The following is a 25,755-nucleotide window of genomic DNA, read 5'->3' on the forward strand; positions in this document are numbered from 1 at the left end:
CCGGCATCGAAGGACCCCCGTGGGGTTCAATCAAAGATGACAACGGGTTGTAGTCCCCATGGCAACATGGGCAGCAAGCGAAGCCTGTGGATGAAAGGCAATGCAGAGCTTAGTAGTCCCCAACCGTGGTCTTGGGCCAAGCCCCCAAGGCGACACAGAAACGCACTTGATACACAGCCAATACGGCACTATCGTAATTGAATCGGCTAAACGCCAACCGTCCACGAAATTGGTTTCAGTTTCGTGGACTTTGTGTGCCGTCGACCAGTTTGCGCGCTGTTTTTTCCATTATCAGGTGGTTGTGGAAACATTTTGTTTGGTGGGGTTGGGGTTTTCGCTTGCAAAGCCGGCTGTTGTCTGATATTCTATTCTGGTATGTTTTGTGCATACAAGTGGGAGGCCAAAATTGACTTGGCCATCATGACCACATCACGGACTTAAGGAGGTTATGTTTCGTGGCTAAAAAAGTAGCAAACATCGTTAAACTCCAGATCCCTGCGGGGAAGGCAACTCCAGCTCCTCCAGTAGGTCCTGCTTTAGGGCAGGCCGGGATCAACATCATGGGTTTCACCAAGGATTTCAATGCACGCACTGCTGATCAAGCAGGCATGATCATCCCTGTAGTGATCACTGTGTTCGAAGATCGTTCCTTCGAATTCGTTACTAAGACCCCTCCGGCTGCTATCTTGCTGAAGAAAGCCGCTGGCGTTGAACACGGTTCTGGCGAACCAAACACCAAGAAAGTCGCTACTGTGACTAAGGATCAAGTTCGTCAAATCGCTGAAACGAAGATGCAAGACCTTAACGCAGCAGACGTTGAAGCTGCTATGCGCATGGTTGAAGGGACAGCTCGTTCCATGGGCTTCGTTGTCGAAGGCTAAGAACTGTCCGGATCCCCGGCAAAAGCCGAGTGAATCAAGTGGAAGGGCTAAGGCCCGCTGACCACATTTGCAAGGAGGAAAATTCCCAAAATGGCTAAAAAAGCAAAGAAGTTTCTTGAAGCACAAAAAAAGGTTGATGCCACTAAAGCTTATACCCCAGCAGAAGCTGTCGCATTAGTTAAAGACATCGACTTCGCTAAGTTTGACGCAACTGTTGAAGTTGCTTACAACTTAAACATCGACGTAAAACAAGCTGACCAACAGATCCGTGGGGCCGTTGTGCTTCCTAACGGGACTGGCCGTAGCCAAACTGTTATCGTCTTCGCCGAAGGCCCACAAGCCAAAATGGCTGAAGAAGCCGGCGCTGACTTTGTTGGCGGCGACGACTTGGTTCAAAAGATCCAAGATGGCTGGTTGGACTTTGACGTTGCTGTGGCAACGCCACCGATGATGGCTAAAGTTGGTCGTTTAGGCCGGGTCCTCGGTCCTAAAGGCTTGATGCCAAACCCAAAGACCGGTACTGTAACGATGGACGTGACCAAAGCGGTCAACGATATCAAAGCAGGTCAAGTGGCTTACCGTGCCGACAAGGCTGGTATCGTTCACGCACCGATCGGTAAGGTTTCCTTCTCTGAAGAAAAGCTTACAGAAAACTTCAAAGCGATGAACGACGTGATCACCAAAGCACGTCCTGCATCCACGAAGGGTGTTTACATCAAGAGCTTGACTTTGACTTCCACCTTCGGGCCTGGTGTCAAAGTTGACGTCCAAGCTTTCTAATCAACTGATTATGAAGTAAAAGCCACCATCGGGAATTTTTCTCGATGGTGGCTTTTTTTATTTGGACGATGGTCAAGCCGTGTGCGCTTGGGGACGTTTTGCAAGTTGGGCAAACGGAATGAACGGTTGCGGCTGGCTGGTTGTGAGGCGCTTTTCAAACCAGTGGATATCGACCCACTGGCCAAGCTTGTAGCCGATCTGTTCAAAATGTCCCACTTCATGAAAACCTAACTGGGTGTGAAACGCTAAGCTGCGCTGATTATTGCCGGTGACACACGCCATCATGATCTGGACATGTTGTTGCTTGAGGATCTGCGTTAACGCGGCATATAGCGCAGAACCCACACCTTGGCCGGGCTGGCCGACGTAAATACTGGTTTCCACCGTCCAATTATAGCCAAGGCGTTCTTTATAGCGATGTGCGTAGGCATAACCTAAGATCTCGCCATGATCACCACAGGCGACTAAATAAGGGTAATATGGCAACGTGGTGGCAATGCGCTGGGCAAATGCCGCAATGGTAGGCAATTCAGTTTCTAACGTCACAGTGGTATCCGTGACAAACGGCGCGTAGATCGTGAGTAATGCCGCGGCGTCTTGGACTTGTGCTTGGCGAATCAACATCGCAAACCCTCCAAAATTCGATATGCCTTAGTTTACCGCGAGAAGCTTGTGGCGTAAATATCAGAATCATTGGCGAGATCGTGAGTTTTCATGGTAGGATTAAAACATTAATAACTGATGAGCGTTTCGGCGAAAGGAACTTGTGGGATGAAAAAGGCGAGCCAGCCGGTTTGACTGGCTTGGTAACAGAATTTTTATTTAACCGCGGTAGGGGGAAACATGAAAACTTTATGGCCGTACTTACGGCGTTTTGGCAAACCAGCGATCATTGCCACAGTGGCAACGGTGATCATGGCGTTTGCCACACTTTGGCAACCACGCTTATTACAGCTGATGATGACGGCTATCATCGCCAATGACCAACCAACGGTGTTGCGTTTAGGGATCTGGCTATTGGTGTTGGCTGGATTAGGCATTGTCGCTGGGATCGTGAACACGTATTATTCAGCCCGCACGGCTGTTGGCGTGGCCACCACGATGCGGCGCGATCTATATGCGCAAGTGCAAAAATTTGCTTTTGCCGATATTGAGCAGTTCGCCGCCAGCAACTTGGTGGTGCGCATGACCAATGACGTCAACCAAGTGCAAGGCATGTTGATGTCAGTCTTTCAAATCGTCTTTCGGGTGCCGGTATTATTTGTCGGTGCGCTGATCCTAGCGCTGATCACGATCCCGCGGATGTGGTGGGTCGTGGTATTGATGATCGCCGTGGTGGTGGTGATCGCCATTGTCGGCACCAAGAAAATGGGTGGCTTGTTTGCCCAAGTGCAATCCGACATCGATGATGTCAACACCATCGCCCGCGAGAACTTAATGGGCGTGCGGGTGGTGAAATCCTTTAATCAAGAACCGCAACAGATCAAACAATTCACCACCGCCTCTGATCGCATGGTCAAAATCACCGTGAAGATCGGGTATACCTTTTCTTATATGATGCCAGGGTTCTTTTTGATCGCCAACTTGACTAACGTCTTGGTGCTGTTTTTGGTGGGACGCAGTATCGGCGCGCATCCAGGCGACTTGGCGGCGCTGTCGAGTTTCATCGGGTATGTGATGCAATTGTTGATGGCGATCATCAACGCGTCGTTTATTTTAACTGGTGCCACGCGGGCGTTTGTATCGCTAGGGCGGATCGGCAAAGTGCTCGATCATGAACCATCGATGGTATTACCGGCGGGTCCTGAAGAAAAGCTTACCGGCAGTTTGGAGTTCAATGATGTCACCTTTACTTATCCTGGCGACACGACCCCGACGTTAAAAGACATCAGCTTTACGGTGCGACCTGGAGAAATGCTTGGGATCGTGGGCGCTACTGGGTCTGGCAAGTCGACGCTGGCGCAATTGATCCCGCGGCTGTTTGATGTGGATCGCGGGACCATCCGCATCGGCGGGCGTGATGTGCGCGATTTAAACGCCGCTACATTGCGCAGTAATGTGGCCATGGTGTTGCAGCGGGCAACGCTTTTTTCAGGCACCATTGCCAATAACTTGCGCCAAGGCAAACCTGACGCGACTTTGCCAGATATGCGCTGGGCGGCCAATGTTGCGCAATCTGCGGAATTTATCGATCGTTTGGATGCGCATTATGATGCCCAAGTGGAAGAACGCTCCGCCAACTTCTCTGGTGGCCAAAAGCAGCGCTTGGCCATCACGCGAGGGGTGATCGGCAAGCCGACGATTTTGATCATGGATGATTCCACGTCGGCGCTAGATGCGCGCAGTGAACGCATGGTGCAAGACGCGTTGAATCATGAGCTCAAAGATACCACCACCGTGTTGATCGCCGAAAAGCTTTCAGCGGTGATCCGCGCCGATCAGATCTTAGTGATCGATCATGGCCAGATCGTCGCTGCTGGTACGCATGCGCAATTGGTCAAAACCAGTCCGGTTTATCAAGAGATCTATCAAACCCAACGTGCTTTGGAAGGAAGTGAACCGCATGCGTGATTTTAAATTAGCGATGCATTTTTATCGCGTGTACCTGGGACGCTTTTCTTGGTGGCTGATTGCCGCCATCGCCACGGTGTTGGTGTTTGCCGTCACCAATGCGGCGTCGCCAATGTTTTTAGGTCGCGCGATCAACGCCTTGACCAACACGGTGCAACATGGGCAAAGCTTGTCGGTGTTTTACGTGAATGCAGTGATCTTAGCGGCATTGTACACCGCGTCGAGTTTTGGCGACTGGGCCACGTCGATGATCTTGTCATGGGTCGGCGGCACGGCCACTGGTGACATGCGGACTGGTTTGTTCAAAAAAATGCAGCGCCTGCCAGTTAAATATTTTGATACCCATTCAGATGGGGACATTTTGGCACGGTACACCTCGGATCTGGATAACATTTTTAACGCGATGAATGAAGTTTTCGTGCAAATGTTTTATTCGATCTCGCAGTTCATCGGGGCGATCTATGTGATGTTTGCCGCGTCGCAACAACTGGCTTGGGTGACGTTGGCCACCACGCCACTGGCGGCCATCATTGCAGTGATCAATATTCGCCAAGCCAGCCGGGCGGTGAACTTGCAACAAGATAATGTCGGCAAGCTCAACGGCTACATCAATGAGCAAGTCACCGGCCAAAAGGTGATCATCACCAACGGCTTGCAAGCAGAATCGCTGAAAGGCTTTGACGACTTGAACGCTGAAGTGGCCAAAACCACTTTCCGCGGCCAAGTGTGGTCTGGCGTCTTACAACCATTGATGAGTGGCTTGATGTTGTTGACCACTGCCATCGTGATCTTTTTTGGCAGTTGGTTAGTGCTGCAAGGCAACCTGGCCACTGGCGCCGCCTTGGCGTTAGTGGTGGTGTTTGTCCAATACGCGCAACAATACTTCCAGCCGATCGTGATGATGACTAGCTTATATGCGCAGATCCAATTGGCGATCACTGGGGCCAGACGTGTGGCTGAAGTGCATGAAAACCAAGAAGAAGTGCGGCCTGCTGACGGGTTGCCAGTGACTGAGATCAAACATGCCTTGCGCGTGGATGATGTGCGCTTTTCATATTTGCCAGACAAAGAAGTGCTACATGGCGTTTCTTTTGAAGCCCGCCGCGGCGAAATGGTCGCATTAGTCGGGCCGACTGGATCGGGGAAAACCACGATCATGAACTTGTTGAATCGCTTCTATGATGTGGATAGTGGCGCGATCGAAGTCGATGGCGTGGATGTGCGTAAACTTGATTTGACTCAGTTGCGCGATACAGTTGGCATCGTGTTACAAGATCCACAACTGTTTTCTGGTACGGTGGCGACGAACTTGTGCTTTGGCAAACCTGACGCCAGTTATGATGAAATGGTGGCTGCAGCCAAACAAGCCTATATCCATGACTACATCATGAGCTTGCCTCAAGGTTACGACACGCCATTGTCCGATGAACAAAGCCTGTTTTCTGCCGGGCAAAAGCAGTTGTTGAGTATTGCACGGACGATTTTGACTGATCCGAAACTGCTGATTTTGGATGAAGCCACGTCTAATGTGGATACTGTGACTGAAGCTTCGATCCAAAAGGCGATGGATAATGTGATCGCTGGGCGCACCAGCTTTGTGATCGCGCATCGCTTGAAAACGATCCTAGCCGCTGATCGTATCGAAGTCTTGCAACATGGCCGCATCATCGAAGCCGGCACGCATCAAGAATTATTGGCGGCCAACGGTTTTTATGCCAGCTTGTATCAAAAGCAAATGGTATTTGATTAAAGGCTGGCTGAGCCCAAAAGCGGTTTTAGCATCAAGTACACGCCCTCTGACGAGTAGATCCTGCACTTAGGATCTGCTTGGCAGAGGGCGTGTGCGCAAATGCGTTGCTTTTGGGGTCGTACATCTGAGTAACTGTCACATTCAAGCGCTGATTTTAACGATCAGCGCTATTTTAATGCGTGAAATTTGGCAGAATCGCCATTCGCTGATACCCTGAGGTCACATTGGAGGTGACTAAAATGAAAACTTGGGCATATCGCCTCGGCTTTGACCTACCGATCGCGTCGACTGAAGCGTTGAATCAAGCTGATCAAGTGGTGGGTACCGCAGCATTATGGGCAAAAGGCGCTTGTTTGCTGGCGTGTTTGTTGGCGGCGTGGCGGCATCCAGATCAAGGGCTTCTATGGGGACAATGGGTCTTGGCAAGTATCGTGATCGACTGTTTGTACCACAAACGCGTCCAGCACATCGCCAAAGCCGATTCTGCAAAGGTGGCCTTGTTGCGCCACAATGCGCTTTACTATAGTTTATTTTGGTGGGTGATCTTAGCTAGCGGTAGTGGCGCGATATCGAGACGTTGGGGGATGGCGATCATCATCAGCGGCGGGTTGGCGGCTTTAGTCGGGTGGATCAGCTACGCCAAGCATCAACAGCCTGCGCGCCAAGCTCGCCTTGAAATTCAGCCGCCATCTCAGCCCTGGCATCGGTGGGTGTATCGCTGGGTTTTAGGCGCGGCAGTATTAGATGAAGCGGCGGTGCGCCAAGTGGATGCCCGCTTTGGCATGCCGTTGGTTGGGTTACAGTTGTTGAGCTTTTGGAGCTATATCGTTCCGGGGTTGATGCAGGCGGATTCAGGAGACTGGTGGATCGGTTTGTGGGTGGCGTTTACCGTTTTTGAGGCAGTTGCGCATCAAGTGTCAACCAGTGGGTTAGATCAAGAAGTTTATCACGAAGTCGCGCAATTCAATCGCCGGCGCCGGCAACTGATGATTTGGCAATTCGTGAACATGACAATTTTTGCCGGTGCGCTTGGCGGATTGGCTTGGTTAAGTGGTGGGGACACCTTTGTGATGGTGATCGATATTGGGATAGGCATCGGGATGGGCCATGCCTTATACACGAATCGACTGGCGAAAGTATTTTTCAGTGCAAAACGCTGACGAATTTGATATGCTTTGGACAAAATCAGCTTGGAGGAAGCCTGTCATGATGCGATGGTTGTATTGGTGGCTATTTGACGTGGAGATCATGAGCGTTGCGCAAGCACAAAAAGTCCAAAAGGTGATCCCCAGAGCCTTTGTGGCGGCGCTGGTCGGTATATTGGTGATCCTTGCTGGGTTAGTGGTCGTTTATGGCAATACGACTTGGTATGTGTTTGCTGTAGCGGTGGCAGTATGTGGGCTGTTTTTGCTGTTTTGGTATCACGCTAAGGTATCGGCACTGGTCGATCAAAATCCCAGTCGGTATTTGCCTGATGAGACCAAAGCATTTATTTGGGTGAAACGCCTCATGTACTTGGTGCAATTCGTGTGGTTCCTGCAAGCGCTGCAAGTCCATCAAATGTGGCAGCGAGCGTTGTGGCTAGCGGGCTTGGCGCTAGTTGCTGGCGTTTGGTCTTGGTGGCAGTGGCGACGCTTAAATCAGAGGCTCCACATTCGTTATCAGTGATATTTTCATGATTTTAGCTGTGAAAATCGATATTGTCTTGCAAATATGTAACCGGCGCGATAGAATCAAACTTGTACTTGAGAACAAATGAATAAATCTGCTCACCTCAACGTGGTCTTTGATCAGTTGAGGACGACCCGCACACAGAGACGAATTCGGTCTGCTGTGGCGGGTCGTTTTATTCTCAAATCGATATGCGATGATCTTCCCCCAAACCATCATCGCAGGTGTGTGCAACGCGAGCCTTAAGTGGCAACAGTTTTGTAAATGAGTCATCGCTAGGATGGCTTTTTTTCGTGAGATCGCTTTGAAATTATTTCACAAACTGTGGAATTTTAGCTATTGATTTCACACAATCATTCTAAAAAGCGACGGTCACGCAAACCAGCTAAGGTGATCGACGAGAAAGTGAGCCGGTTATGATCAGATTCTTCGGGCAACCTAAATATTCCCTTGACGAGCCTCAAACCTTGATCGGGTACGAGTTTTTATTGCGCGAGTGGCATGAAGATCACTGGCAAGTGCCTGATGATTTCAGCCAGTTTCAAGCCAGTGAGATCGTGACGCTGTTGGATCAAACATTAGCGGCTTTGCCTGAAGATTTGCCTTTGTTGTCGTTCAACTTGGACCAAGCACAATTCATCGATCCGGCTTTTGAAGAGGCTTTAGTGAAGCTACACGCCAAGCGTCCAGTGCATCTGGTCGTTGAGCTGACTGAACAAGATGATCATGTGCCGTTACCAGCATTGAGCCAAGCCGCTTCAAAATACGCGGCATCAGGGCTACGCGTTTGTGTGGATGACGTCGGCACCGGCGCCAACAATCGCGACTTAGTGGAAGCTTTAGCGCCTTATATCGCGGAGTACAAATTTGCACTACAAAACTTCCGCGCCTTGGGCACCACCAAAGAAGCGTTGCCTTGGTTGAAGTTTTGGCGCGATCTGGCCACTAAAGAGCACAAAGTCTTTGCTCTTGAAGGTATTGAAGATCAAAGTGATCTGGACATTGTGTCTGAATATGCGCCTGATGTGTTGCAAGGCTACTATTATGGCAAGCCGCAGCTGATCGAAGTGGCATGATTTAAGCCATCTGATGAAAGATGGCTTTTTGTTTGGAAAAAACTATACCAATTTGTGATTTTCGTCTCTTATCGGCAATTTTTTTGGCGGATGATGACGAATAAGACAAGTATGCGGTTACAATTGACGACGCATGTTAGCATTGCTGAACTTTAATTAAAGAGAAATTGATGTGAAACCAGTTGACGATTTTGCTAGATGTGCGAATCGTGTTGCGACGATTTTGATACCGATTTAGCGAAATATATTTTGGTGAAGCTGGTGCTGTCCTTTTCAAAAGAACGCCGATATCACAACGAATGTCGGTTTTGAAAGCGTAAAGCATCCAGATAACCAGCAGACACCTGCACTTAAACGTTCAGTAATCACTTAATTATTTATCACTGTTTGGCACACCTAAAATCAACCCTGCGAAACGCTTAAGTTTTTCCGAATAAATTGTTCAAAACCGGTTGACCTTTATGCGAATATTGCGAATATTACATATTTGTAAGCATTCGATTTATTAGATATACCAATTTAATTTAACTGCTCACCTTTTCCGCATCTCGAAAAGGACGACCCGTCTACTGGAGGTATCACCTTGCAGTAAGGACGGGTCATTTTTATTTTTTCACTAACATTTTGTCAATTAAACGCACTTATTGGAGGAAAATCACCATGAAGAAGATCACCCTTGTTTCTGCCATTGCCGCTGCAGCATTTGCCGCTACCGCCGCTTTCTCTGCGACTAGCGTGTTTGCCGCTGGTGAACCAGCCGGTACAACAACAGACACAACAACAGACACAACGCCTACGAAGACTAAGGCAAACACGACAGCAAAGATCAACCTTACCGTTGAAAACAGTAAGGTTGGCTTGAATGGGATCACCTTGGATCAGGCACCTGCAATTGATTTTAGTGATCAAACGTTGGTAGCAACCGGCTACACGTACAAGTCAAAAAGTATCACTGGGGCGCTTCAAGTTACTAACCCTGGTGTTGACCAAGGCTGGACTGTCCAAGTTTCTTCTAGTGCGTTCGCATCTGACAAGAATACGCTGAAAGGTGCTGTATTGACGCTTAATGCTGGTACTGTTTCAAACGGACAAGATAACCAAAGCAAAGCTGCAACTCCTAATGCCGTTACTTTAAATGGTTCAGGTGCTGAAAACGCGAATGCTTTGACTGCTGCTGATGGCACAGTTGGTGTTGGGGTAACGACTGAAAGCTTTGCTGCTACGGACGCTTCGTTAAAGGTTCCAGCTGGTAACGTTGCTGGTGATTACAGTGCCAACTTGAATTGGACTTTGACTGACTCCGTTCAATAATCACTCAATATTTCATATGACTTGGGCTGATCCATTCGCAATTTGCGAGATTGGCTGGTACACTGATGGTGTATGCGCATGAGAGCGTCAGCCTCAGCATTTCTGAACTCGCAAGACTTCAGAAGCGCGGGTTGACGCTTTTTCTTTGCCAGTTAACGATTTCGGGGGAAACTTTTTTATGAAGAAACTGTTGTTATCGCTGTTTGCTATTGTGGCGGCAGTATTGATGGTGCCAGGGCACGCGACTCACGCCGAAGCCCTTCATTATTCGGTGTCTGCTCAGATCCCAGCGAACCAAGTTGATAAAAACGTCTCTTATTTCGCATTGAAAGTCACACCAGGCACCACGCAAGATCTCGGCGTGACGATCTCAAATTCAGATACTGCAGAACATACTTACCGCGTGTCCGTCAACCGTGCAGCCACCAACACCAATGGGGTCGTGGACTATTCCAAGCGCGGTATCAAAAAGCCGTCGAGTTTAACGGCTGATGTGGAAGCGATGACGCCATCGGCTTTTACCATTAAAGTGCCGGCCAAGTCTTCAAAAGCAGCTGTGATCAAATTAACGGTGCCGACGAAGCCTTTTGCTGGGTTGGCTTTAGGCGGGGTGCGCGTGGCCGAACTGGATACTACCAAAACTACCACCAAGTCCAAAGGCTTGAGTTTAAACAACAAATTCGCTTATGTGATCGGGTTGGCGCTACAAGAAGATGCCACTTATGACAATATTGCGCCTGACATGACGTTGCATAGCGTCAATGCCAAGCAGATTAACTATCGCAACTATATCTCTGCCAATCTTGAAAACACCAAGCCAAATATGATGCGCAAGTTGAAGATCACGGCCAAAGTGTCTAAACAAGGTTCTAGTGACCCGATTTTTTCAACGACTAAGTCAGATATGGCTATGGCGCCAAATTCTGACTTTGCGTTTCCAATCAGCACCAAGAACAACCCGCTACAACCTGGCGACTACACCTTGGATCTGAATGCTTGGGCGTCTGGTGGCAAGTATCACTGGCATTTCACCAAGAACTTTACCATCACTGCGGCAGAAGCCAACAAACTTAACAAGACGGCTGTCGAATTGAAGAAGACCAAGCCAAATTACTTGCTGTGGATCTTGATTGCGATCGGCATTTTGATCTTATTGCTTTTGTTGTTGATCTTGTTCTTGTTGTTCAAGCGGCGCAAAAAAGATGACGATGAAGACGAAAACGCGCAATAGCAGGTTCTGATCTCGTGAATCAGAACTGGGAGGCTTTAAAAATGAAGAAAATAACGCCAATTCATCTGTTACGCTGGGCGATCTTTGCGTTTACACTTACCCTCAGTGTGCTTTTTGCAAATGGGTCAAATATCCATGCCGACGACAACTCACTGGCTCAAAATTCGCCTTGGGGCCTCAATGATGGCATGACGCAAGTGTTTACTTCTGGCGGTATTGGTTGGGGCGCACAGCAAGGGAGTTCGATCTATAATCCGTTACTGTTTAAAGCAAATTCCGGGAGTTCACCAGCGTATCTGTGGACTAACGACAATTACTCGCTTGATTTAATGCATGATGCCACGATGTCTTATTGGATCGAATTGGGTACTTCCAACGGTCTTGACCCGTCCACGGCTAATGATGGGCTGGCTTTTGTGATCAATGGTGGTACTCAAACGGCCAATGGGACGAACGGCAAAGGTATTGGTGGGACTTCGTTGGGTGTTTGGGGAGATTCGACTGCCTACAAACCTCAAGAAACTGCTTTACAAAACAGCTTAGCCGTTGAGTTTGATACGTACATGAACCGTGATAATTATGATACGAATGCCGGACAGTCAGTTAATTATGATATCGGGGCAGCATATCCTGGTGAAGCTGAAACTTACCATTACACTGGTAAAGGCTCAAAGCCGCAAGATAACTTGAACTTGCAAGGCGTGATTGCAGCCGTCAATAACACTGTGATCACCGGACGCTGGATCCATGTGACATTTACCTATAAAGCCCCAACGACGAGTACAAATAATGGCTCATTGACTTACGCTTTTGATGATGAAGATCCGGTGACTGGTGAAAGTACGGCGACGTCTGCCAATACCGCTAGCGTTAATGTTGATCGCGCAAAGTTAGGCAATGCGACCACCGCTAAAATTGGGTTTGTCTCTGCCAACAAAAGTAGTAACGCCAATATGGTGATCGTGGATACCGATTCGTCTTTGATCAATGCTACTGTAAGTTCAAAGCTGATGGATACGGCGCCGGCGGATGGTACTGGCGAAAAAGAAGTTGGTAATGGTGGTTTTGTCTATGGTGGCGATCCGTTAAGCTATCAGTACACGGTAACCAATAACAACTCTACCAATGCCCCTAATGGTTTACGAGGCGCGACGATCCGCACTAAACTGCCGCCTGAATTGAACTTGGCGGGTTATTCTAAATCGGATATCATCGGTAAAGTGACTTATGGCAATAACGTCCATACGTCAGAGAACATTACTGGTGCGTCTGTTGATCAAGCGACGCATACGCTAGAGTATCAGTTGTCCAGTAGTAACCCGTTGCAGGCAAACCAAACCGCAACGATCAGTATCAATGGGACGGCTGAAAATGTCTTTTCCGATAAACTCGTTTCCGCAACGAACTGGCGCGCGTTCAATGGTGGCTTGGCGCAAGCTGGCTCAAACCCATCCTTCACGATCAAACCGGGGATCATTACCAGCACCCAAGGCACGATCCGCAACTTAACCGAAGTCGGGCAACCTTTGATCGCCAATGCGCATGTGTTCACCGGCGACGACATTGGGTATACGTTCAAGCTTGATTACGATGCCAAACAAAGTGTGATCGATTGGAATGGCCCAATCTACGCCAAACTAAGCATGCCGCAATTGCTGGAGTACAAGCAAAATTCTGGCACAGCCACAACGGTTTTTCATGTGGCAACCACTGACGATGCTGGAAATGTGCTATTTTCGAAGGATTACACTTCAGCAGATATCGCCGCTGGTCAAGTAGCCGTGACTGATGCCAAAGGGTTAACGCGCAATCCGGTGCGCAATCACATTACCGTCACGGTGACCGGTGAAGTGAATGCGCAGATCAACGGACATCAAACGATCCCTGCGGCTACCGCCAAGTTTGCCACGGCGATCCACACAGATATGGCAACGGCACCAAGCTTCAATGTGACTGGCGTTAATTCTTCCAGTGACATCACCTTGACGCCTGACACGCAAACGATCGATGCCGATCAAGTCGGCGACGCCTACGAAGGCAAAGACTATGTCAATATCTCTGGTCGTTTCGCTGATTCGTCAGTGACAAATGATGATCAAGTGGCGATTTTTGCGGCAGTCGATGGCAAGGATGCCTCTGGCAACGTTGTTGAAAATGGCAAGCATATTCAGCTGGCAGCAGGCAATACCAAGCGATTCAATCTTGCTTTTAGCAAGCCGACCATTTCCGCTCAAGCATATGACGGCACAGTTTCGCCAACGCAAAAAGGGCAACTGATGGATGACGCCAATAAGCCAATGTTGCATATGGGGGTCAATACCATTTCGCTATATGCCGTTGATCAAAACGGCCATGCCAGTGTGCCGCTGTTGGTGACGGTGAATGTTGGGTTATTCAAGTTCATGAATGCCACCACCAACTTGGATTTTCCAACAACCAAGCTCGATGGTGCCAGTCAAGATGTTAACTCGTCAAATGATATGGTTTTGACGATGAACAACTCCCGTCAAGAAACCGACTGGTCAGTGACTGCCAAGGAAGAAAGCCCGATCTCGGCTGGTAAAGATCAACCGGTGCGCTTGATGTATCGTGATTATTCACGTGAAGATTCACAGGATCAGTCATTAGCAGTCGCCGCACAGATTGCGTCGAGCCAGTCAGGGTTGAAGACTGATAGTCAAGGCAACATCATCTTGATCGACAGCAACAAAGATCTGCATGTCAATGTCAATGGTGGCGCAGTGCACAACACTTATCAAACGACGGTCGATTGGACTTTGGTCAACTCGGTCAACACAGGCAACTAACTCAAAGCACTTAGGCAGCGATGTCTAAGTGCTTTTTTGATGCACAGCTGAAATTAATTCAAGAAATTTTTACGCCATTAAACAACACCAGCCGAATTTGAAATCCTACTGTAACAGTAAAGCTGTTCGAATTCAATATCAGAAATCGCTTTCAAAATTCTAGGCGGTTTGCGATGAAACAAATTTATTTTAATAAAAAATGTAGTATTGACTAAAAATTAGTGGTAGTCTATTACCATACTAATAATGCACACATCACTTGTCACAATTGGTTTGGGGGAATCATTATGATCAAGCAATCTGCTTCTTTGCGCCTTTTTGCGCTTTTAGGTGGTATTATTACCGCCGCTCTTTTAGCTGTCGCCGTACCAACGCATGTTCACGCCGACACTACCACACAAGCTACGGTCAGCTTTTCAATGGCTGACGATGCCGCAGTATCGATCTCAGATATGCCAAACATCGATTTTGGGACCCAACAAGTTACGGCTCAGGCCCAAGACGTTGAGGCGCAAAGCGTCAGTGCACCTGTCACGGTCACCAACCCAGGTTTTTCAAATGGCTGGACGTTGACCGTTGCCGCTAGTGATTTTTCCAACTCTGATAACACGCGGTCCATCAAAGGCGCGAATATGACTTTCGATCAAGCCCATGTCACTGCCGCGGATTCGAGCAACGTGTCGGCTGCACCAACCAGTACCAGTGCGAAAGTCGTTGCTGGTGGGGATGCCCAACCGATCATCACTGCTGCTAAAAATACCGGTATCGGGACTTACAACACGCAATATCAAACTACTCAAGTGCACTTACGTATTCCATCAGGGAACGTGGAAGCTGCTTATAACGCGGATCTAAACTGGTCGATGACCAATTCCGTGCAATAACACATTTTGCACTCCCGAATATTCTATGTTTTGATTGCAAATTCAGGTTGGATTTATTATCATCTATAATAGGTATGATGAACTGAATGAATTTGCTCACCTGATCGAATGTTGATCAGGACGACCCGTCTGCAGGGACATAATTGTCTGCTGTGGCGGGTTTTTTTATCAAAATCAAGAAAAGGAGGTTGGGCAGTTGTTTAAAAAGTTAATGGTTTTCAGCTTGGCACTGATCGGCGTCAGCGTTGCAACTGCCCAACCGGTTTTTGCCGATGAAAGCAAACCTACTGTGACCCCAATGCGCAGTGACGCGAAAACCAATGCCGGCATCACGTTGACGGCAGGGGATCTGTTGATCGAAGAGGCCCCAAATATCAACTTTGGCACCGCCCAGATCACGGCGAAGGGAGACAGTTACCCAGCAACTAGTGTGTCGCCATGGCTTTCCGTGTTAAATGCTGGCCAAGATACAAATTGGGCCGTGCAACTTAAAGTCGGTGCCTTCAGCAATGGGACTCGGACGTTGAAAGGTGCGTCCTTGTCTTTGACCAACACCCAAGTCACTGCATCAGGTGGCGTCGTGAGCCAAGCGCCAACTGGTGCCGATGTGACGATCGCCGCAGACGGCTCAGCCAAAACCATTTTGGTGGCAGATCGGGACAAGTTGGATACCACGCAATATTCCACGTTAGGCGTGGGGATGTGGTTCAGCAAATTTGGCGCCAGCTTGAATGTCCCTGCAGGTAACGTGCAAGGCGACTATAAAGCCGATTTGACATGGACCTTGAGTAACGCGCCGCAGTAATTTCAGAAATCACTTGACGAAAGCATCGGCCGCATGGTACGATGCTTTTTGTGTTAATTCACTCTACCTAAGACTCAGGTGGCGCAAGCCTTAATATCCTGCCGAGGTGGTATCAGATCGTTAGATACCTCTATGTCTTGGTGGACATGGAGTTTTTTTATTGCAAAAACTTCAACCAAACTACAGGAGGTGAATCAAATGAGTGAAGCAATTCTCGCAAAAAAGGCCGAAGCTGTTGACAAGATCGTCAAGCAGTTTGAGGCTGCTACTAGCGCTGTTGTTGTGAACTACCGTGGCTTGACCGTTGATGAGGTGACCGCACTTCGTAAAGAATTACGTGACGCCGGTGTCAAAATGGAAGTTCTCAAGAACACTTACTTGCGTCGTGCTGCTGATATTTCCGGCTATGAAGGCTTGGACGATATCTTCAAAGGCCCTACAGCGATCGCATTTTCTAACGAAGATGCTGTTGCCGCAGCCCGCATCATGGCAAAGTACGCTGACCAATACGACGCCCTTGAAATCAAAGGTGGCTTCATCGAAGGCAAAGTCGCAACTCTGGACCAAATCTTGGAACTTGCCAAGTTACCAGACCGCGATGGCATGCTTTCCATGTTGCTTTCCGTATTGCAAGCGCCTGTCCGCAACGTCGCATACGCCGTCAAGGCCGTTGCCGAAGCAAAGGACGAAGAACCAGCCGCTTAATACTCGCAGCCTAGCTGCATAAAACCCAATAAATTGGAGGAAACAATCATGGCTTTAGATACTCAAGCAATCATCGACCAGATCAAAGACGCTTCTATCTTGGAACTCAACGATCTCGTTAAAGCAATCGAAGAAGAATTTGGTGTTACCGCTGCTGCCCCTGTCGCAGCTGCTGGTGCAGCTGGCGGCGACGCTGCTGCAGCCAAGGATTCCTTCACTGTTGAATTAACTGAACCTGGCCAAGCCAAGGTTAAGGTTATCAAAGAAGTTCGTGCCATCACTGGCTTGGGCTTGAAGGATGCCAAAGGTCTTGTTGATAACGCTCCTTCTGCTGTTAAAGAAGACGTTACTGAAGACGAAGCTAACAAGCTCAAGGAACAACTTGAAGCCGTTGGCGCAACTGTTACCTTGAAGTAATTCATTACTTTCAGTTAACAAATTAAGAGCCTCGTGACACCAGCAATGGTGTGGCGAGGCTCTTTTTTTCTGCAATTTACGCTTCATTTTCGTTTAGGAGTAAGGTACGCTAGAGCCAGACGCAAAACAAGGAGAACACAATGAACCAATATTTTACCAATGATCCAGATCTTGCTCATGATGAACACAGTTTTGATTTCACGCTGGCAGGCCATGATTTACATTTTACTTCCGACAATGGGGTGTTTTCAAAGCACACTGTGGATTACGGCAGTCGCGCCTTGATCGCTGTGGTCGCTGACACGGCGCCACAAGGTCGCTTGTTAGATGTTGGGTGCGGGTGGGGACCGATCGGCTTGAGCCTCGCCAAGGCCCAACCTGCCCTTGAGGTGGTGATGTCTGACGTGAATGAACGCGCTTTGGGTCTGGCCAAGCGCAATGCCGACGCCAATGGCATCCAAAATGTGCAGATCATCGAAAGCTCCGTCTATGACCAAATCGACGGTACTTTTGACACGATCGTCACCAACCCACCGATCCGCGCCGGCAAAGCGATCGTTTCGGCGATTTTGGCTGGGGCTTTTGACCACTTGAATCAAGGCGGCTCGTTGTATGCTGTCTTGCAAAAGAAACAAGGCGCCCCGTCGGCTAAAAAACTGATGGTCGAAACTTTTGGTAACGCACAGATCGTGAAAAAAGATAAAGGGTATTACATTTTACAAGCTACCAAAGCTTAAACAAAAACCGTCGCTCGCGTGAGCAACGGTTTTTTTAATGGGAGATAAATTTGGCTAGCAGGCCTTCACGCGCCTTGCACCAGCAAGTAACATAACACCAAGTCGTCCATTTGCCGTAGCGAAAACCCAGTGGCTTGTTGGAATTTATCCAAGCGATATTGTAAGGTGTTGCGGTGAATGTACAAGGCTTTGGCAGTGGCGGTCAAGTTGCCTAAGTGCTCATACAAACTGACGATCACTGGCCGCATTTCCGCATCTTCAGTGATCACCTCGCGCAAGCTGCCTAGCAGTGGTGAATCGCGCCGCGCGGTATGGGTGTAATACGCCAACGCTGAGCTGGCCAAGCATGCACAGCGCCTGTCGCTGTTGGCAGCTAAGCGTTGTTCTTCGGCAAAAATCGCTGGCAGTTGGGCATTCACCGGCCAAAATTGGCCCAAATAGCCGCGGGTTTTGGTGTCAAAATCCGGATCTAGCGTATCTAAAATCGATAGCAACCCAGGCTCATCCAGTGGCGTGGCAGTTTGTGGCTCCACCACCACGGCATGCGTTGGCGTCAGCCAAAAGCCGGTGACATCGGGCATCAATAAGCTCAACAAGGCATCTAACCATAACGCAGGTTGATTCGGGGCTTCGGCGGTGTTGAATTGAATCAAGCGCACCACCCCGTTTGTGGGAATCGAACCGGAACCCACTAGAAACTGCGCCCAAGGGTTGCGACTGGCAGGTTGTGGGGCGAGCGTTTTTAACAAGGCCACTTCGCGTTGACTGAGATCGCCACCTACCGCCATCGGCATGCCGTCAACAATCAGCTCACAGGCATCAGCAGGAAACGGCGGGGTATGATAAACTGTAAAATATTGTTCGAGAACAGACTGTAGTGAAGCCATTGACATTTCTCCTTGTGAATCGCTTACAATCAGTGTAACACAACCGGAGTTATGTGGCTCTACTGAGCTCTACTGAGGTAATTGCAAAGCCGGTATAATGCGGTTTGTGTTCGTGGGGCTCTACTCTGAGCTCTACTGGCGAAATGGCAAAACTTCACGAATTACTTCCCGAAAAACTTCACTAAAAAAATAGCTATGATCCCGCGTGTGGACTAGGGCGCTGCCGTTCTTGGTGGTGTATTTTTTTGTGCGTGGTGATGCCCCACTGGGGATGGTATTATTCCATTAATTGACGTATTTTAAGGCTAGAAACAGTAATCATGAATGAGGGAGGCAGTCGAGATGGAAATTCACGAGTTCGATGTGGTGTTATTAAAGGACGGACGCGAAGCCGCCATTGTTGAGGTGCTTGATTCCACTCACTTTCTAGCAGACGTGGGAGATGGTCCTGATGACTGGGATACCATCTCGATTACGATTGATGATGTCAATGAAATTAGCTATCATTCAAAGTAAGCATCCACAACTACGTGGATGTTTTTATCTTATGGTGCACCCTTTTTATGTCCGTCAATGTTGATCTAATGCTGATGTACTGTTGTTTTGGGGATTGGTTATGTTCGTTTTATCCAGTTTTCAAATTTTAGATTTGGTCTGTTCCTATGGATGCAGCGACCATGAGCATGTAACGCCACTGGCATGTTGCTCAGATACAAGCCATGCTTGCGGATGGAATCAATGCCATTCAGCCAAAGCGGCTCGTGTTTCCAACGCAAAAAAATACGTTTGCTATCCCGTCTACGATTAACGGCGGCTTCAAGCGTATGCAGAAGTTATGTGGTGTTGGCCATGTAATCTCTGCGCATGGCTTACGTCATACTTGGTCAACTGTTCTTGCTGCGGATGGTGCCGAGCTAAAGACGCGTACGGCAATCACGGGGCACGCGGATGCAACGACTGAGGAAATGGTTTATACTCATACAACGCCCAGCCAGATTCGAGATGCAGCTTCTGCGGCTGCTGCTTATCTTAGAAAAGTGGATTAAGACGGTTTTCAGGAGAAAACTTCACGAATTACTTCACGTTTTGGAGATTTTAGCTAGCTTGAAGTCGTGTAGCCCGCATGGTTGAGGCATTTGTAAAATACCTGTGTGTTACAATCAGTGTAACACAATGGCAGATATCTCGCGCGACTGGTCTTTGTTGGCGTCATATCGCGCCAAGTTGTATCTGATGGCTATGCAATCGTGAGATCAGATCTAGTCGTCGACAGCTGTAAGACGCGCAGTTGAAGCATTTCTATCATTTTGATCAGGTACATCAAAGCAGCCGTTTATGACCGCAATGTATGGAGGTAACATGACGGATTACATGCAAGAAGCATTACTTGAAGCCCATGACGCCATGACCATTGGCGAAGTGCCGATCGGGGCGGTCGTGGTGCATGATGGGCAGATCATCGGCCGTGGGCATAATTTGCGCGAACATAGCCAAGATAGTACGCTACATGCCGAAATTTTAGCGATCCAAGAAGCGTGCATGACGTTAGGCTCTTGGCGCTTGGAAGATTGCGATTTGTATGTCACGTTGGAGCCTTGTCCAATGTGCGCCGGGGCCATGATCAACAGTCGCATTCGCACTTGTTATTACGGCGCCAAAGACCCGAAAGCCGGCGTGGCAGGGTCACTAGGCAACTTATTAACAGATTCGCGTTTCAATCATCAAGTACAAGTGGTATCAGGCGTTGACGAAGCACAAGCCGCACAATTGCTCAAAAGCTTTTTCCAAGCGATCCGCAAAAAGCGCAAAGCCCAAAAACTCGCCAAAAAGCAATCAGCACAACAGGCGTAAGTGCGCCACATGGGTCTGGTCAAATCTCCTGGAGTGCGGTATAATATTTCTTGCCGAAAGGCCTTGAGGCAATGGCAGCTTTTCGAATCGTGTCAGGTCCGGAAGGAAGCAGCACTAAGGATCGTCAGTCATGTGCCTTAAGTTTTTAAGCTAATTACAGGTCACCTACCCAGGTGGCCTTTTTCAATGGTAGAATAATGATTATGGAAAGGATGGTTGCCAGTGAGCTATCAAGCATTGTACCGGGTCTGGCGCCCGCAAACTTTTGGCGATGTGATCGGCCAAAATGCGGTCACCCAAACGCTGAAAAACGCGTTGATCAGCGGTCAAACTAGCCACGCTTACTTGTTTTGCGGGCCGCGGGGCACAGGGAAGACTTCTGTTGCTAAAATTTTGGCCAAGGCGTTGAACTGTTTGCATTTGCAAGATGGCGAACCGGACAACACCTGCGAGATCTGCCAAGCGATCACCAATGGGTCAATGACCGATGTGATCGAAATCGATGCCGCGTCCAATAACGGCGTCGATGAGATCCGCGACATCCGCGATAAAGCCAAATATGCGCCGACCATGGCGCGCGTTAAAGTTTACATTATCGATGAAGTGCATATGTTATCCACTGGCGCGTTCAACGCGTTGTTGAAAACGCTAGAAGAACCACCGGCGCATGTGGTGTTCATTTTGGCCACCACTGAGCCGCAAAAAATTCCTGCCACGATTATTTCGCGGACTCAGCGCTTTGATTTTCGCCGCATCACCACAGAAGACATTGTTGGCCGCTTAGAAACCGTGCTGGCTGACAAGCAGATCACCTATGATGATCATGCTTTAGCAGTGATCGCGCGTGCGGCAGAAGGCGGGATGCGCGACGCGTTGTCGATTTTGGACCAAGTGTTGTCATTTGGCCAAAACCACGTCACCGTAGAAAATGCCTTAGATGTGACTGGTGGAGTGGCGACGGCACAACTTGGCGAGTACTTACAAGCGGTCCATGATCATGATGTGGCCAAAGCCTTGACCACCGTGGAAAGCTTGTTGGCTGCTGGCAAAGACGCCGGGAGATTGATCGAAGACTTGATCTCGTATCTGCGCGACTTAATGGTGTATCAACAAGCCCCATCGCTTTTGGCGGCGACAGAAACTGAATTGATCGATGCGCATTTTAAGCCGTTGGCACAAGCGTTTGACGTAGAACGCTTGGCGCAAATGATCTCGATATTGAATGACACATCTGGTCAATTGCGCTTGACCAATCATCCCACGATCTATTTGGAAGTGGCCACTGTGCGCTTAGGTGAAGCGACTGTGGCAAAGCCTGTAGCAACGCCTCAAGCACCAAGCGCTGACGTGACGGCGTTGGAACAACAAGTGCAGCACCTGCAGCAAACCGTTGCCACGCTGCAACAAACCGGTGTTGCCAAGCCGGTCAAGCGTCATCAAACAGGCGGCTATAAGCCAAACTTAGCCAAGATCTATCTGATCTTAGGCAAGGCGACGCGCAAAGATCTTGAGGCGCTTAAAGATGTTTGGCCAGATCTGTTGAGCATGTTGTCGGTGTCTAAACGCGCGATGATGAAGATCTCAGAACCTGTGGCAGCTAGTCCTGATGGCGTGATCGTCAGCTTTGACTATGATATTTTGGTTGAGCGCGGCCAACAAGATGCGGCGTTGATGGCAGAACTCAAAGACGGCTTGCAGCGCTTGACCCAAAAGCAATTTGAGATCGTGTTGGTGCAATCTGCGGCTTGGCCGACATTGCGCAAAGAATATCTGCAAACCAATGGCGCGCCGGCTAAAGCTAAACAGCCGGCGAAACCTACGACTCCGCCAGTCGTGAAAGCTTTGTCGGATATGTTCGGCGAAGCAGATAATATTACTGTAACTGATGATTAATAGGAGGATTTGAATATGATGCGTGGTGGCATGGGCAATATGCAAGGTATGATGAAGCAGATGCAAAAAATGCAAAAGCAAATGATGGCAGATCAAGAAGCGCTGAACCAAAGCGAATTTTCTGCCAGCTCTGCGTCTGACATGGTCAAGGTGACTTTTTCTGGTGACAAAAAGCTCAAAGATATCCAAATCAAGCCAGAAGCCATCGATCCAGATGACCCAGACATGTTGCAAGATCTGATCATTGAAGCCGTTAACGTAGCCATGGCTGATATCGACAAAGAAACGCAAGCCAAAATGGGTAAATATTCTCGCGGCTTAGGAATGTAATGAGGTGATCCATGCAATATCCGGCACCTATTGAAAAACTGATCGATAGTTATATGAAACTGCCAGGTATTGGGAGCAAAACGGCGACCCGCTTGGCGTTTTACACCATCGATATGGACAAATCAGATGTGCAAGCTTTTGCAGACAGTTTGATTTCGGCTTCAACAAAATTGCATCATTGCACTATCTGTGGCAATATCACGGAACAAGACCCGTGTGAGATCTGTAGTGACCCCACGCGCGATCAAAAGTCGATTTTAGTCGTCGAACAGCCTAAAGATGTGATGTCTTTTGATCGCACCAACGAGTATCATGGGCTGTATCATGTGCTACACGGCGTCTTAAGTCCGATCGAAGGCCGCGGACCAGAAGACTTGAACATTGAGTCGTTGATCAAGCGCCTGCAGCACAATACTGCAGTGCAAGAAGTGATCGTGGCAACCAATGCCACGCCTGAAGGGGAAGCCACAGCCCAATATTTGGCGCGCTTGATCAAGCCAGCCAAAATCAAAGTTACCCGCTTGGCCCATGGCTTGGCGGTTGGCTCTGATATCGAATACGCTGATGAAATGACGTTATTAAAAGCCGTTGAAGGGCGTACTGAGATCTAAATGCCGATTAGATGGTCAGGCATGACTACGGTGAATTGGATAAGTTGTCGTGCGGCCGGCTGCAGCACTCGAACCCAAACCGTTCGAGGCGCTTTCGCCTAGATCTTGAACCAAAGAAATTCGCTTTGTTTCAAGATCTGCCGGTGAAAACTGCGCGAGCCGCCACAAAACGGCGTCTCACTTGTTTTCACTGCCACTGGATAGACCCACAAAAATTTGGAGGCACCAAGATGTTTTTCAAAAAGAAACCTCAATTGAAAACTGAAGCCGATCGTGAATTGATGACGACGGTGTATCGGGTGCGCGACCAAATGACGCATGAGCGCAAGTTGATGGCGACATTCCGCGAAGTCGATGCGGTATCGCGCTCGCAATATGCGCTCCAAGCCGGCTTGTTTGACTTTTTGTATCGTGAAGCGCGGGTGCGGCAAGTGTCCGGCGACTTGGTTCAAGAAATGGCCGCAGAACAATTACACCAAGCGAACTTGTAAAAGGCGTGCGGGAAACCGGACGCTTTTTGCTGTTAATCATCACCAGATTCCAGTAAACTAAAGGTATCAGACAGGAGCGATTTGTTGTGGCAGGGAGATTCATCACTTTTGAAGGACCAGACGGGGCAGGCAAAACCAGTGTCTTACAAGCGGTATTACCGCAACTCGAGCAAGCACTTGGCCGCTCAGTGGTGTTAACGCGTGAACCAGGTGGCGCTAAAATATCTGAAAAGATCCGCGACTTGATCTTGGATCCGGAAAACACCGAAATGGATGCGCGCACTGAAGCACTGTTATATGCCGCTAGCCGGCGGCAACATTTAGTTGAAAAGATCCTACCTGCTTTGGCCAAAGATCAAGTGGTGGTGTGCGATCGCTTCGTGGATTCGTCAGTGGCCTATCAAGGTGCCGGTCGCGGGATCGGTGAATCAGCGGTCCTGGCCATGAATCAATTTGCCACGGCTGGTTTGGAGCCCAGTTTGACGATCTACATGGATGTGCCGGCGTCAGTGGGCATCGCGCGCATCAAGTCTCATCGCCAAGGCATTCAATATGATCGCTTGGATCAAGAACAACTTGATTTTCACGAACGGGTGCGGGCCGCCTACTTGCGCTTAGCTCAGGCCAATCCGCAACGCTTCGTGACCATCGATGCCACGCAGTCGTTTGATGAAGTTGTGTCGCAAAGTTTGTCGCAGTTGCTCAAGCATTTACAATAGGAGGTCGCTATTATGAAAATGATCATGGCCATCGTGCAAGACAAAGACGCCAACCAACTAAGCAGTGAGTTTATCGACAACAACGTCCGGGCCACCAAGCTGTCGACCACTGGCGGCTTTTTGAAGTCTGGCAACACCACCTTTTTGATCGGGATCGATGATGAACGCGTTGACGAAGTGCTACAGATCATTAAAGACACCTCCCAAACGCGAGAACAATTCATGACCCCACCAGTGAACTTGGATGCCACCAGCGAATCGGCGATGGCTTACCCGATCGAAGTGCAAGTCGGCGGCGCCACTGTATTCGTCTTGCCAGTTGAGTCTTTCCACCGCTTCTGATGCAGATCACAGACTTACAGCCCAGCTTGGTCAAACAATTCTCAGCGATCATTGACCGCCACCAACTGGGACAAGCGTATGTGTTCAGCGGTTTGCCTGGCACTGGCAAAGCCCAACTGGCCCAGTGGATCGCTATGCGCTTATTTTGCCAAAATGTGCAAAATGGCCAACCTTGCGGCCATTGTCCAGAATGTCAACGCATCCTTAGTCACAACCATCCAGATGTGGTGGTATTGGCCACTGATGCGCGCAGTTTGAAAGTTGATGACGTGCGCGGGCTGAAAGCTGAGCTCACCAAATCTGGGGTGGAAGGCCAACAGCGCGTGTTTGTGATCCAAGACGCTGAGAAAATGACGCCAGGCGCAGCTAACAGCTTGTTGAAGTTTTATGAAGAACCGGTAGCCGGCGCAGTGATTATTTTGACGACTGCCGCCAAAAACCAGCTGTTGCCGACGATCTTGTCGCGCGCGCAGATCATCAACTTCCCTGACCCGCCAGTCGCGTCGATCCAAGCGCAACTAGAAGCAGCTGGGGTGGACACCAAGTCAGCTGCGCTGGCAGTGAAGTTGACGGCAGATGTCGCCAAAGCGCAAAGCTTGGTGGCGGATGCGGCGTTTCAAAGTCGCGTCCAAGCAGTGTTGAATCTCGCGGCGCAACTGGCTAACCGCGATGCGTCGGCGTTTGTGGCTGTGCAAGCGAGCTTATTGCCCAACGCCAAGACCTTGCCTGAGCAAAATCAACTGCTGGCTTTGTTGGCGTTGGTGTATGAAGACGCGATGAATCGCCATTTTAAAGTGGACAGCCAAGCGGCCTTTGTCGGCGCTGACGTAGTGTCGCAACTGGCAGGCTTATCTAGCCAAGCGTTGAGCGCGAGTTTGCAAGCGATCTTAGCGGCGCAAGTGCGCTTGCGGCAAAATGTCACCTTCCAATCGGCGACTGAAGCCTTGGTGTTACAACTGTTGAAAGCTGAGTCTTAGGACTGAGCTTTTTTTGCCTGACGAAGCC

Annotated in this window: 27 protein-coding genes, 1 other RNA gene and 1 other annotated feature; of the genes, 26 read left to right on the forward strand and 2 right to left on the reverse strand. The window is 49.1% G+C overall.

Features of this window, described 5'->3' with window-relative positions:
* The first annotated feature begins 455 nt into the window (after window positions 1–455).
* Both rplK and rplA read left to right on the forward strand, forming a co-directional pair.
* On the forward strand, window positions 456–881 hold the full coding sequence (gene rplK / locus ACKTSG_RS03070; RefSeq protein WP_125711125.1) for a 50S ribosomal protein L11: 426 nt from the start codon (window positions 456–458) through the stop codon (window positions 879–881).
* A 90-nt stretch (window positions 882–971) separates the two neighbouring features.
* Window positions 972–1,661 carry a 50S ribosomal protein L1 gene (gene rplA / locus ACKTSG_RS03075; RefSeq protein ID WP_407891843.1) on the forward strand — a complete coding sequence of 230 codons (690 nt, stop codon included), beginning with the start codon at window positions 972–974 and terminating at the stop codon, window positions 1,659–1,661.
* A 72-nt stretch (window positions 1,662–1,733) separates the two neighbouring features.
* Here the strand turns inward: rplA and ACKTSG_RS03080 are convergent, their stop codons facing one another.
* Complete coding sequence (locus ACKTSG_RS03080) at window positions 1,734–2,285, reverse strand: GNAT family N-acetyltransferase (protein ID WP_407891845.1); 552 nt, start codon at window positions 2,283–2,285, stop codon at window positions 1,734–1,736.
* Between the two features lie 219 nt (window positions 2,286–2,504).
* On the opposite strand from ACKTSG_RS03080, the gene ACKTSG_RS03085 reads away from it, so the two are divergent.
* The 13 genes from ACKTSG_RS03085 (at window position 2,505) to ACKTSG_RS03145 (ending at window position 17,626) form a co-directional block, all read left to right on the forward strand.
* Window positions 2,505–4,232: an ABC transporter ATP-binding protein gene (locus ACKTSG_RS03085; protein WP_407891847.1), complete on the forward strand. Its 1,728-nt coding sequence runs from the start codon at window positions 2,505–2,507 to the stop codon at window positions 4,230–4,232.
* Window positions 4,225–5,982 carry an ABC transporter ATP-binding protein gene (locus ACKTSG_RS03090; protein ID WP_407891849.1) on the forward strand — a complete coding sequence of 586 codons (1,758 nt, stop codon included), beginning with the start codon at window positions 4,225–4,227 and terminating at the stop codon, window positions 5,980–5,982. The genes ACKTSG_RS03085 and ACKTSG_RS03090 overlap by 8 nt, the downstream gene beginning before the upstream one ends.
* A 239-nt stretch (window positions 5,983–6,221) precedes the next feature.
* Window positions 6,222–7,142 (forward strand): hypothetical protein, encoded by a 921-nt coding sequence (locus ACKTSG_RS03095; protein ID WP_407891851.1) that lies wholly within the window; start codon window positions 6,222–6,224, stop codon window positions 7,140–7,142.
* Between the two features lie 46 nt (window positions 7,143–7,188).
* Window positions 7,189–7,650: a hypothetical protein gene (locus tag ACKTSG_RS03100; protein ID WP_407891853.1), complete on the forward strand. Its 462-nt coding sequence runs from the start codon at window positions 7,189–7,191 to the stop codon at window positions 7,648–7,650.
* 419 nt (window positions 7,651–8,069) lie between these two features.
* Window positions 8,070–8,729, forward strand: a complete 660-nt coding sequence (locus ACKTSG_RS03105; RefSeq protein ID WP_407891855.1) for an EAL domain-containing protein — start codon at window positions 8,070–8,072, stop codon at window positions 8,727–8,729.
* A 660-nt stretch (window positions 8,730–9,389) separates the two neighbouring features.
* Entirely contained in the window at window positions 9,390–10,040 is a 651-nt protein-coding gene (locus tag ACKTSG_RS03110) for a WxL domain-containing protein (protein ID WP_407891857.1), read from the forward strand.
* 178 nt (window positions 10,041–10,218) lie between these two features.
* Complete coding sequence (locus ACKTSG_RS03115) at window positions 10,219–11,271, forward strand: WxLIP family cell surface protein (protein ID WP_407891858.1); 1,053 nt, start codon at window positions 10,219–10,221, stop codon at window positions 11,269–11,271.
* 41 nt (window positions 11,272–11,312) lie between these two features.
* On the forward strand, window positions 11,313–14,078 hold the full coding sequence (locus tag ACKTSG_RS03120) for a hypothetical protein (RefSeq protein WP_407891860.1): 2,766 nt from the start codon (window positions 11,313–11,315) through the stop codon (window positions 14,076–14,078).
* 287 nt (window positions 14,079–14,365) lie between these two features.
* A complete protein-coding gene (locus ACKTSG_RS03125) occupies window positions 14,366–14,962 on the forward strand; it encodes a WxL domain-containing protein (RefSeq protein ID WP_407891862.1) in 597 nt (198 codons plus the stop codon).
* A 196-nt stretch (window positions 14,963–15,158) separates the two neighbouring features.
* Window positions 15,159–15,767, forward strand: a complete 609-nt coding sequence (locus tag ACKTSG_RS03130) for a WxL domain-containing protein (RefSeq protein WP_407891864.1) — start codon at window positions 15,159–15,161, stop codon at window positions 15,765–15,767.
* 48 nt (window positions 15,768–15,815) lie between these two features.
* Window positions 15,816–15,935 (forward strand) — a sequence feature (ribosomal protein L10 leader region).
* Window positions 15,936–15,965: 30 nt separating this feature from the next.
* Window positions 15,966–16,472, forward strand: coding sequence for a 50S ribosomal protein L10 (gene rplJ / locus ACKTSG_RS03135; protein ID WP_407891866.1), 507 nt, complete (start codon window positions 15,966–15,968; stop codon window positions 16,470–16,472).
* A 48-nt stretch (window positions 16,473–16,520) separates the two neighbouring features.
* Complete coding sequence (gene rplL, locus ACKTSG_RS03140; RefSeq protein WP_407891868.1) at window positions 16,521–16,889, forward strand: 50S ribosomal protein L7/L12; 369 nt, start codon at window positions 16,521–16,523, stop codon at window positions 16,887–16,889.
* 140 nt (window positions 16,890–17,029) lie between these two features.
* On the forward strand, window positions 17,030–17,626 hold the full coding sequence (locus ACKTSG_RS03145; RefSeq protein ID WP_407891870.1) for a class I SAM-dependent methyltransferase: 597 nt from the start codon (window positions 17,030–17,032) through the stop codon (window positions 17,624–17,626).
* A gap of 65 nt (window positions 17,627–17,691) precedes the next feature.
* Here the strand turns inward: ACKTSG_RS03145 and ACKTSG_RS03150 are convergent, their stop codons facing one another.
* Window positions 17,692–18,513, reverse strand: coding sequence for a PucR family transcriptional regulator (locus ACKTSG_RS03150; protein ID WP_407891872.1), 822 nt, complete (start codon window positions 18,511–18,513; stop codon window positions 17,692–17,694).
* A gap of 342 nt (window positions 18,514–18,855) precedes the next feature.
* Here ACKTSG_RS03150 and ACKTSG_RS03155 point away from each other — a divergent pair, with 342 nt between their 5' ends.
* The 11 genes from ACKTSG_RS03155 to holB all read left to right on the forward strand — a co-directional run bounded on the left by ACKTSG_RS03155 (window position 18,856) and on the right by holB (window position 25,727).
* Complete coding sequence (locus ACKTSG_RS03155) at window positions 18,856–19,029, forward strand: hypothetical protein (RefSeq protein ID WP_407891874.1); 174 nt, start codon at window positions 18,856–18,858, stop codon at window positions 19,027–19,029.
* A 203-nt stretch (window positions 19,030–19,232) separates the two neighbouring features.
* Entirely contained in the window at window positions 19,233–19,559 is a 327-nt protein-coding gene (locus tag ACKTSG_RS03160; protein ID WP_407891876.1) for a tyrosine-type recombinase/integrase, read from the forward strand.
* Between the two features lie 298 nt (window positions 19,560–19,857).
* Window positions 19,858–20,364, forward strand: coding sequence for a tRNA adenosine(34) deaminase TadA (tadA, locus tag ACKTSG_RS03165; RefSeq protein ID WP_407891979.1), 507 nt, complete (start codon window positions 19,858–19,860; stop codon window positions 20,362–20,364).
* A 60-nt stretch (window positions 20,365–20,424) separates the two neighbouring features.
* Window positions 20,425–20,511, forward strand: an RNA gene (ffs, locus tag ACKTSG_RS03170) — signal recognition particle sRNA small type.
* A gap of 75 nt (window positions 20,512–20,586) precedes the next feature.
* Entirely contained in the window at window positions 20,587–22,257 is a 1,671-nt protein-coding gene (dnaX, locus tag ACKTSG_RS03175; protein WP_407891878.1) for a DNA polymerase III subunit gamma/tau, read from the forward strand.
* Window positions 22,258–22,275: 18 nt separating this feature from the next.
* Window positions 22,276–22,587 carry a YbaB/EbfC family nucleoid-associated protein gene (locus ACKTSG_RS03180; protein ID WP_407891981.1) on the forward strand — a complete coding sequence of 104 codons (312 nt, stop codon included), beginning with the start codon at window positions 22,276–22,278 and terminating at the stop codon, window positions 22,585–22,587.
* 11 nt (window positions 22,588–22,598) lie between these two features.
* Window positions 22,599–23,198, forward strand: coding sequence for a recombination mediator RecR (gene recR, locus ACKTSG_RS03185; RefSeq protein ID WP_407891880.1), 600 nt, complete (start codon window positions 22,599–22,601; stop codon window positions 23,196–23,198).
* 230 nt (window positions 23,199–23,428) lie between these two features.
* The gene (locus tag ACKTSG_RS03190; RefSeq protein WP_407891882.1) at window positions 23,429–23,689 is read left to right on the forward strand and encodes a YaaL family protein; all 261 of its coding nucleotides are present in this window, start codon (window positions 23,429–23,431) and stop codon (window positions 23,687–23,689) included.
* A gap of 86 nt (window positions 23,690–23,775) precedes the next feature.
* Window positions 23,776–24,408, forward strand: a complete 633-nt coding sequence (tmk, locus tag ACKTSG_RS03195; RefSeq protein ID WP_407891883.1) for a dTMP kinase — start codon at window positions 23,776–23,778, stop codon at window positions 24,406–24,408.
* A gap of 12 nt (window positions 24,409–24,420) precedes the next feature.
* A complete protein-coding gene (gene darA, locus ACKTSG_RS03200; protein WP_407891885.1) occupies window positions 24,421–24,750 on the forward strand; it encodes a cyclic di-AMP receptor DarA in 330 nt (109 codons plus the stop codon).
* Window positions 24,750–25,727, forward strand: coding sequence for a DNA polymerase III subunit delta' (gene holB, locus ACKTSG_RS03205; RefSeq protein ID WP_407891887.1), 978 nt, complete (start codon window positions 24,750–24,752; stop codon window positions 25,725–25,727). The genes darA and holB overlap by 1 nt, the downstream gene beginning before the upstream one ends.
* The last annotated feature ends 28 nt before the right edge of the window (window positions 25,728–25,755 follow it).

The sequence above is a fragment of the Lacticaseibacillus salsurae genome, assembly GCF_045862175.1.
Classification (GTDB): Bacteria; Bacillota; Bacilli; order Lactobacillales; family Lactobacillaceae; genus Lacticaseibacillus; species Lacticaseibacillus salsurae.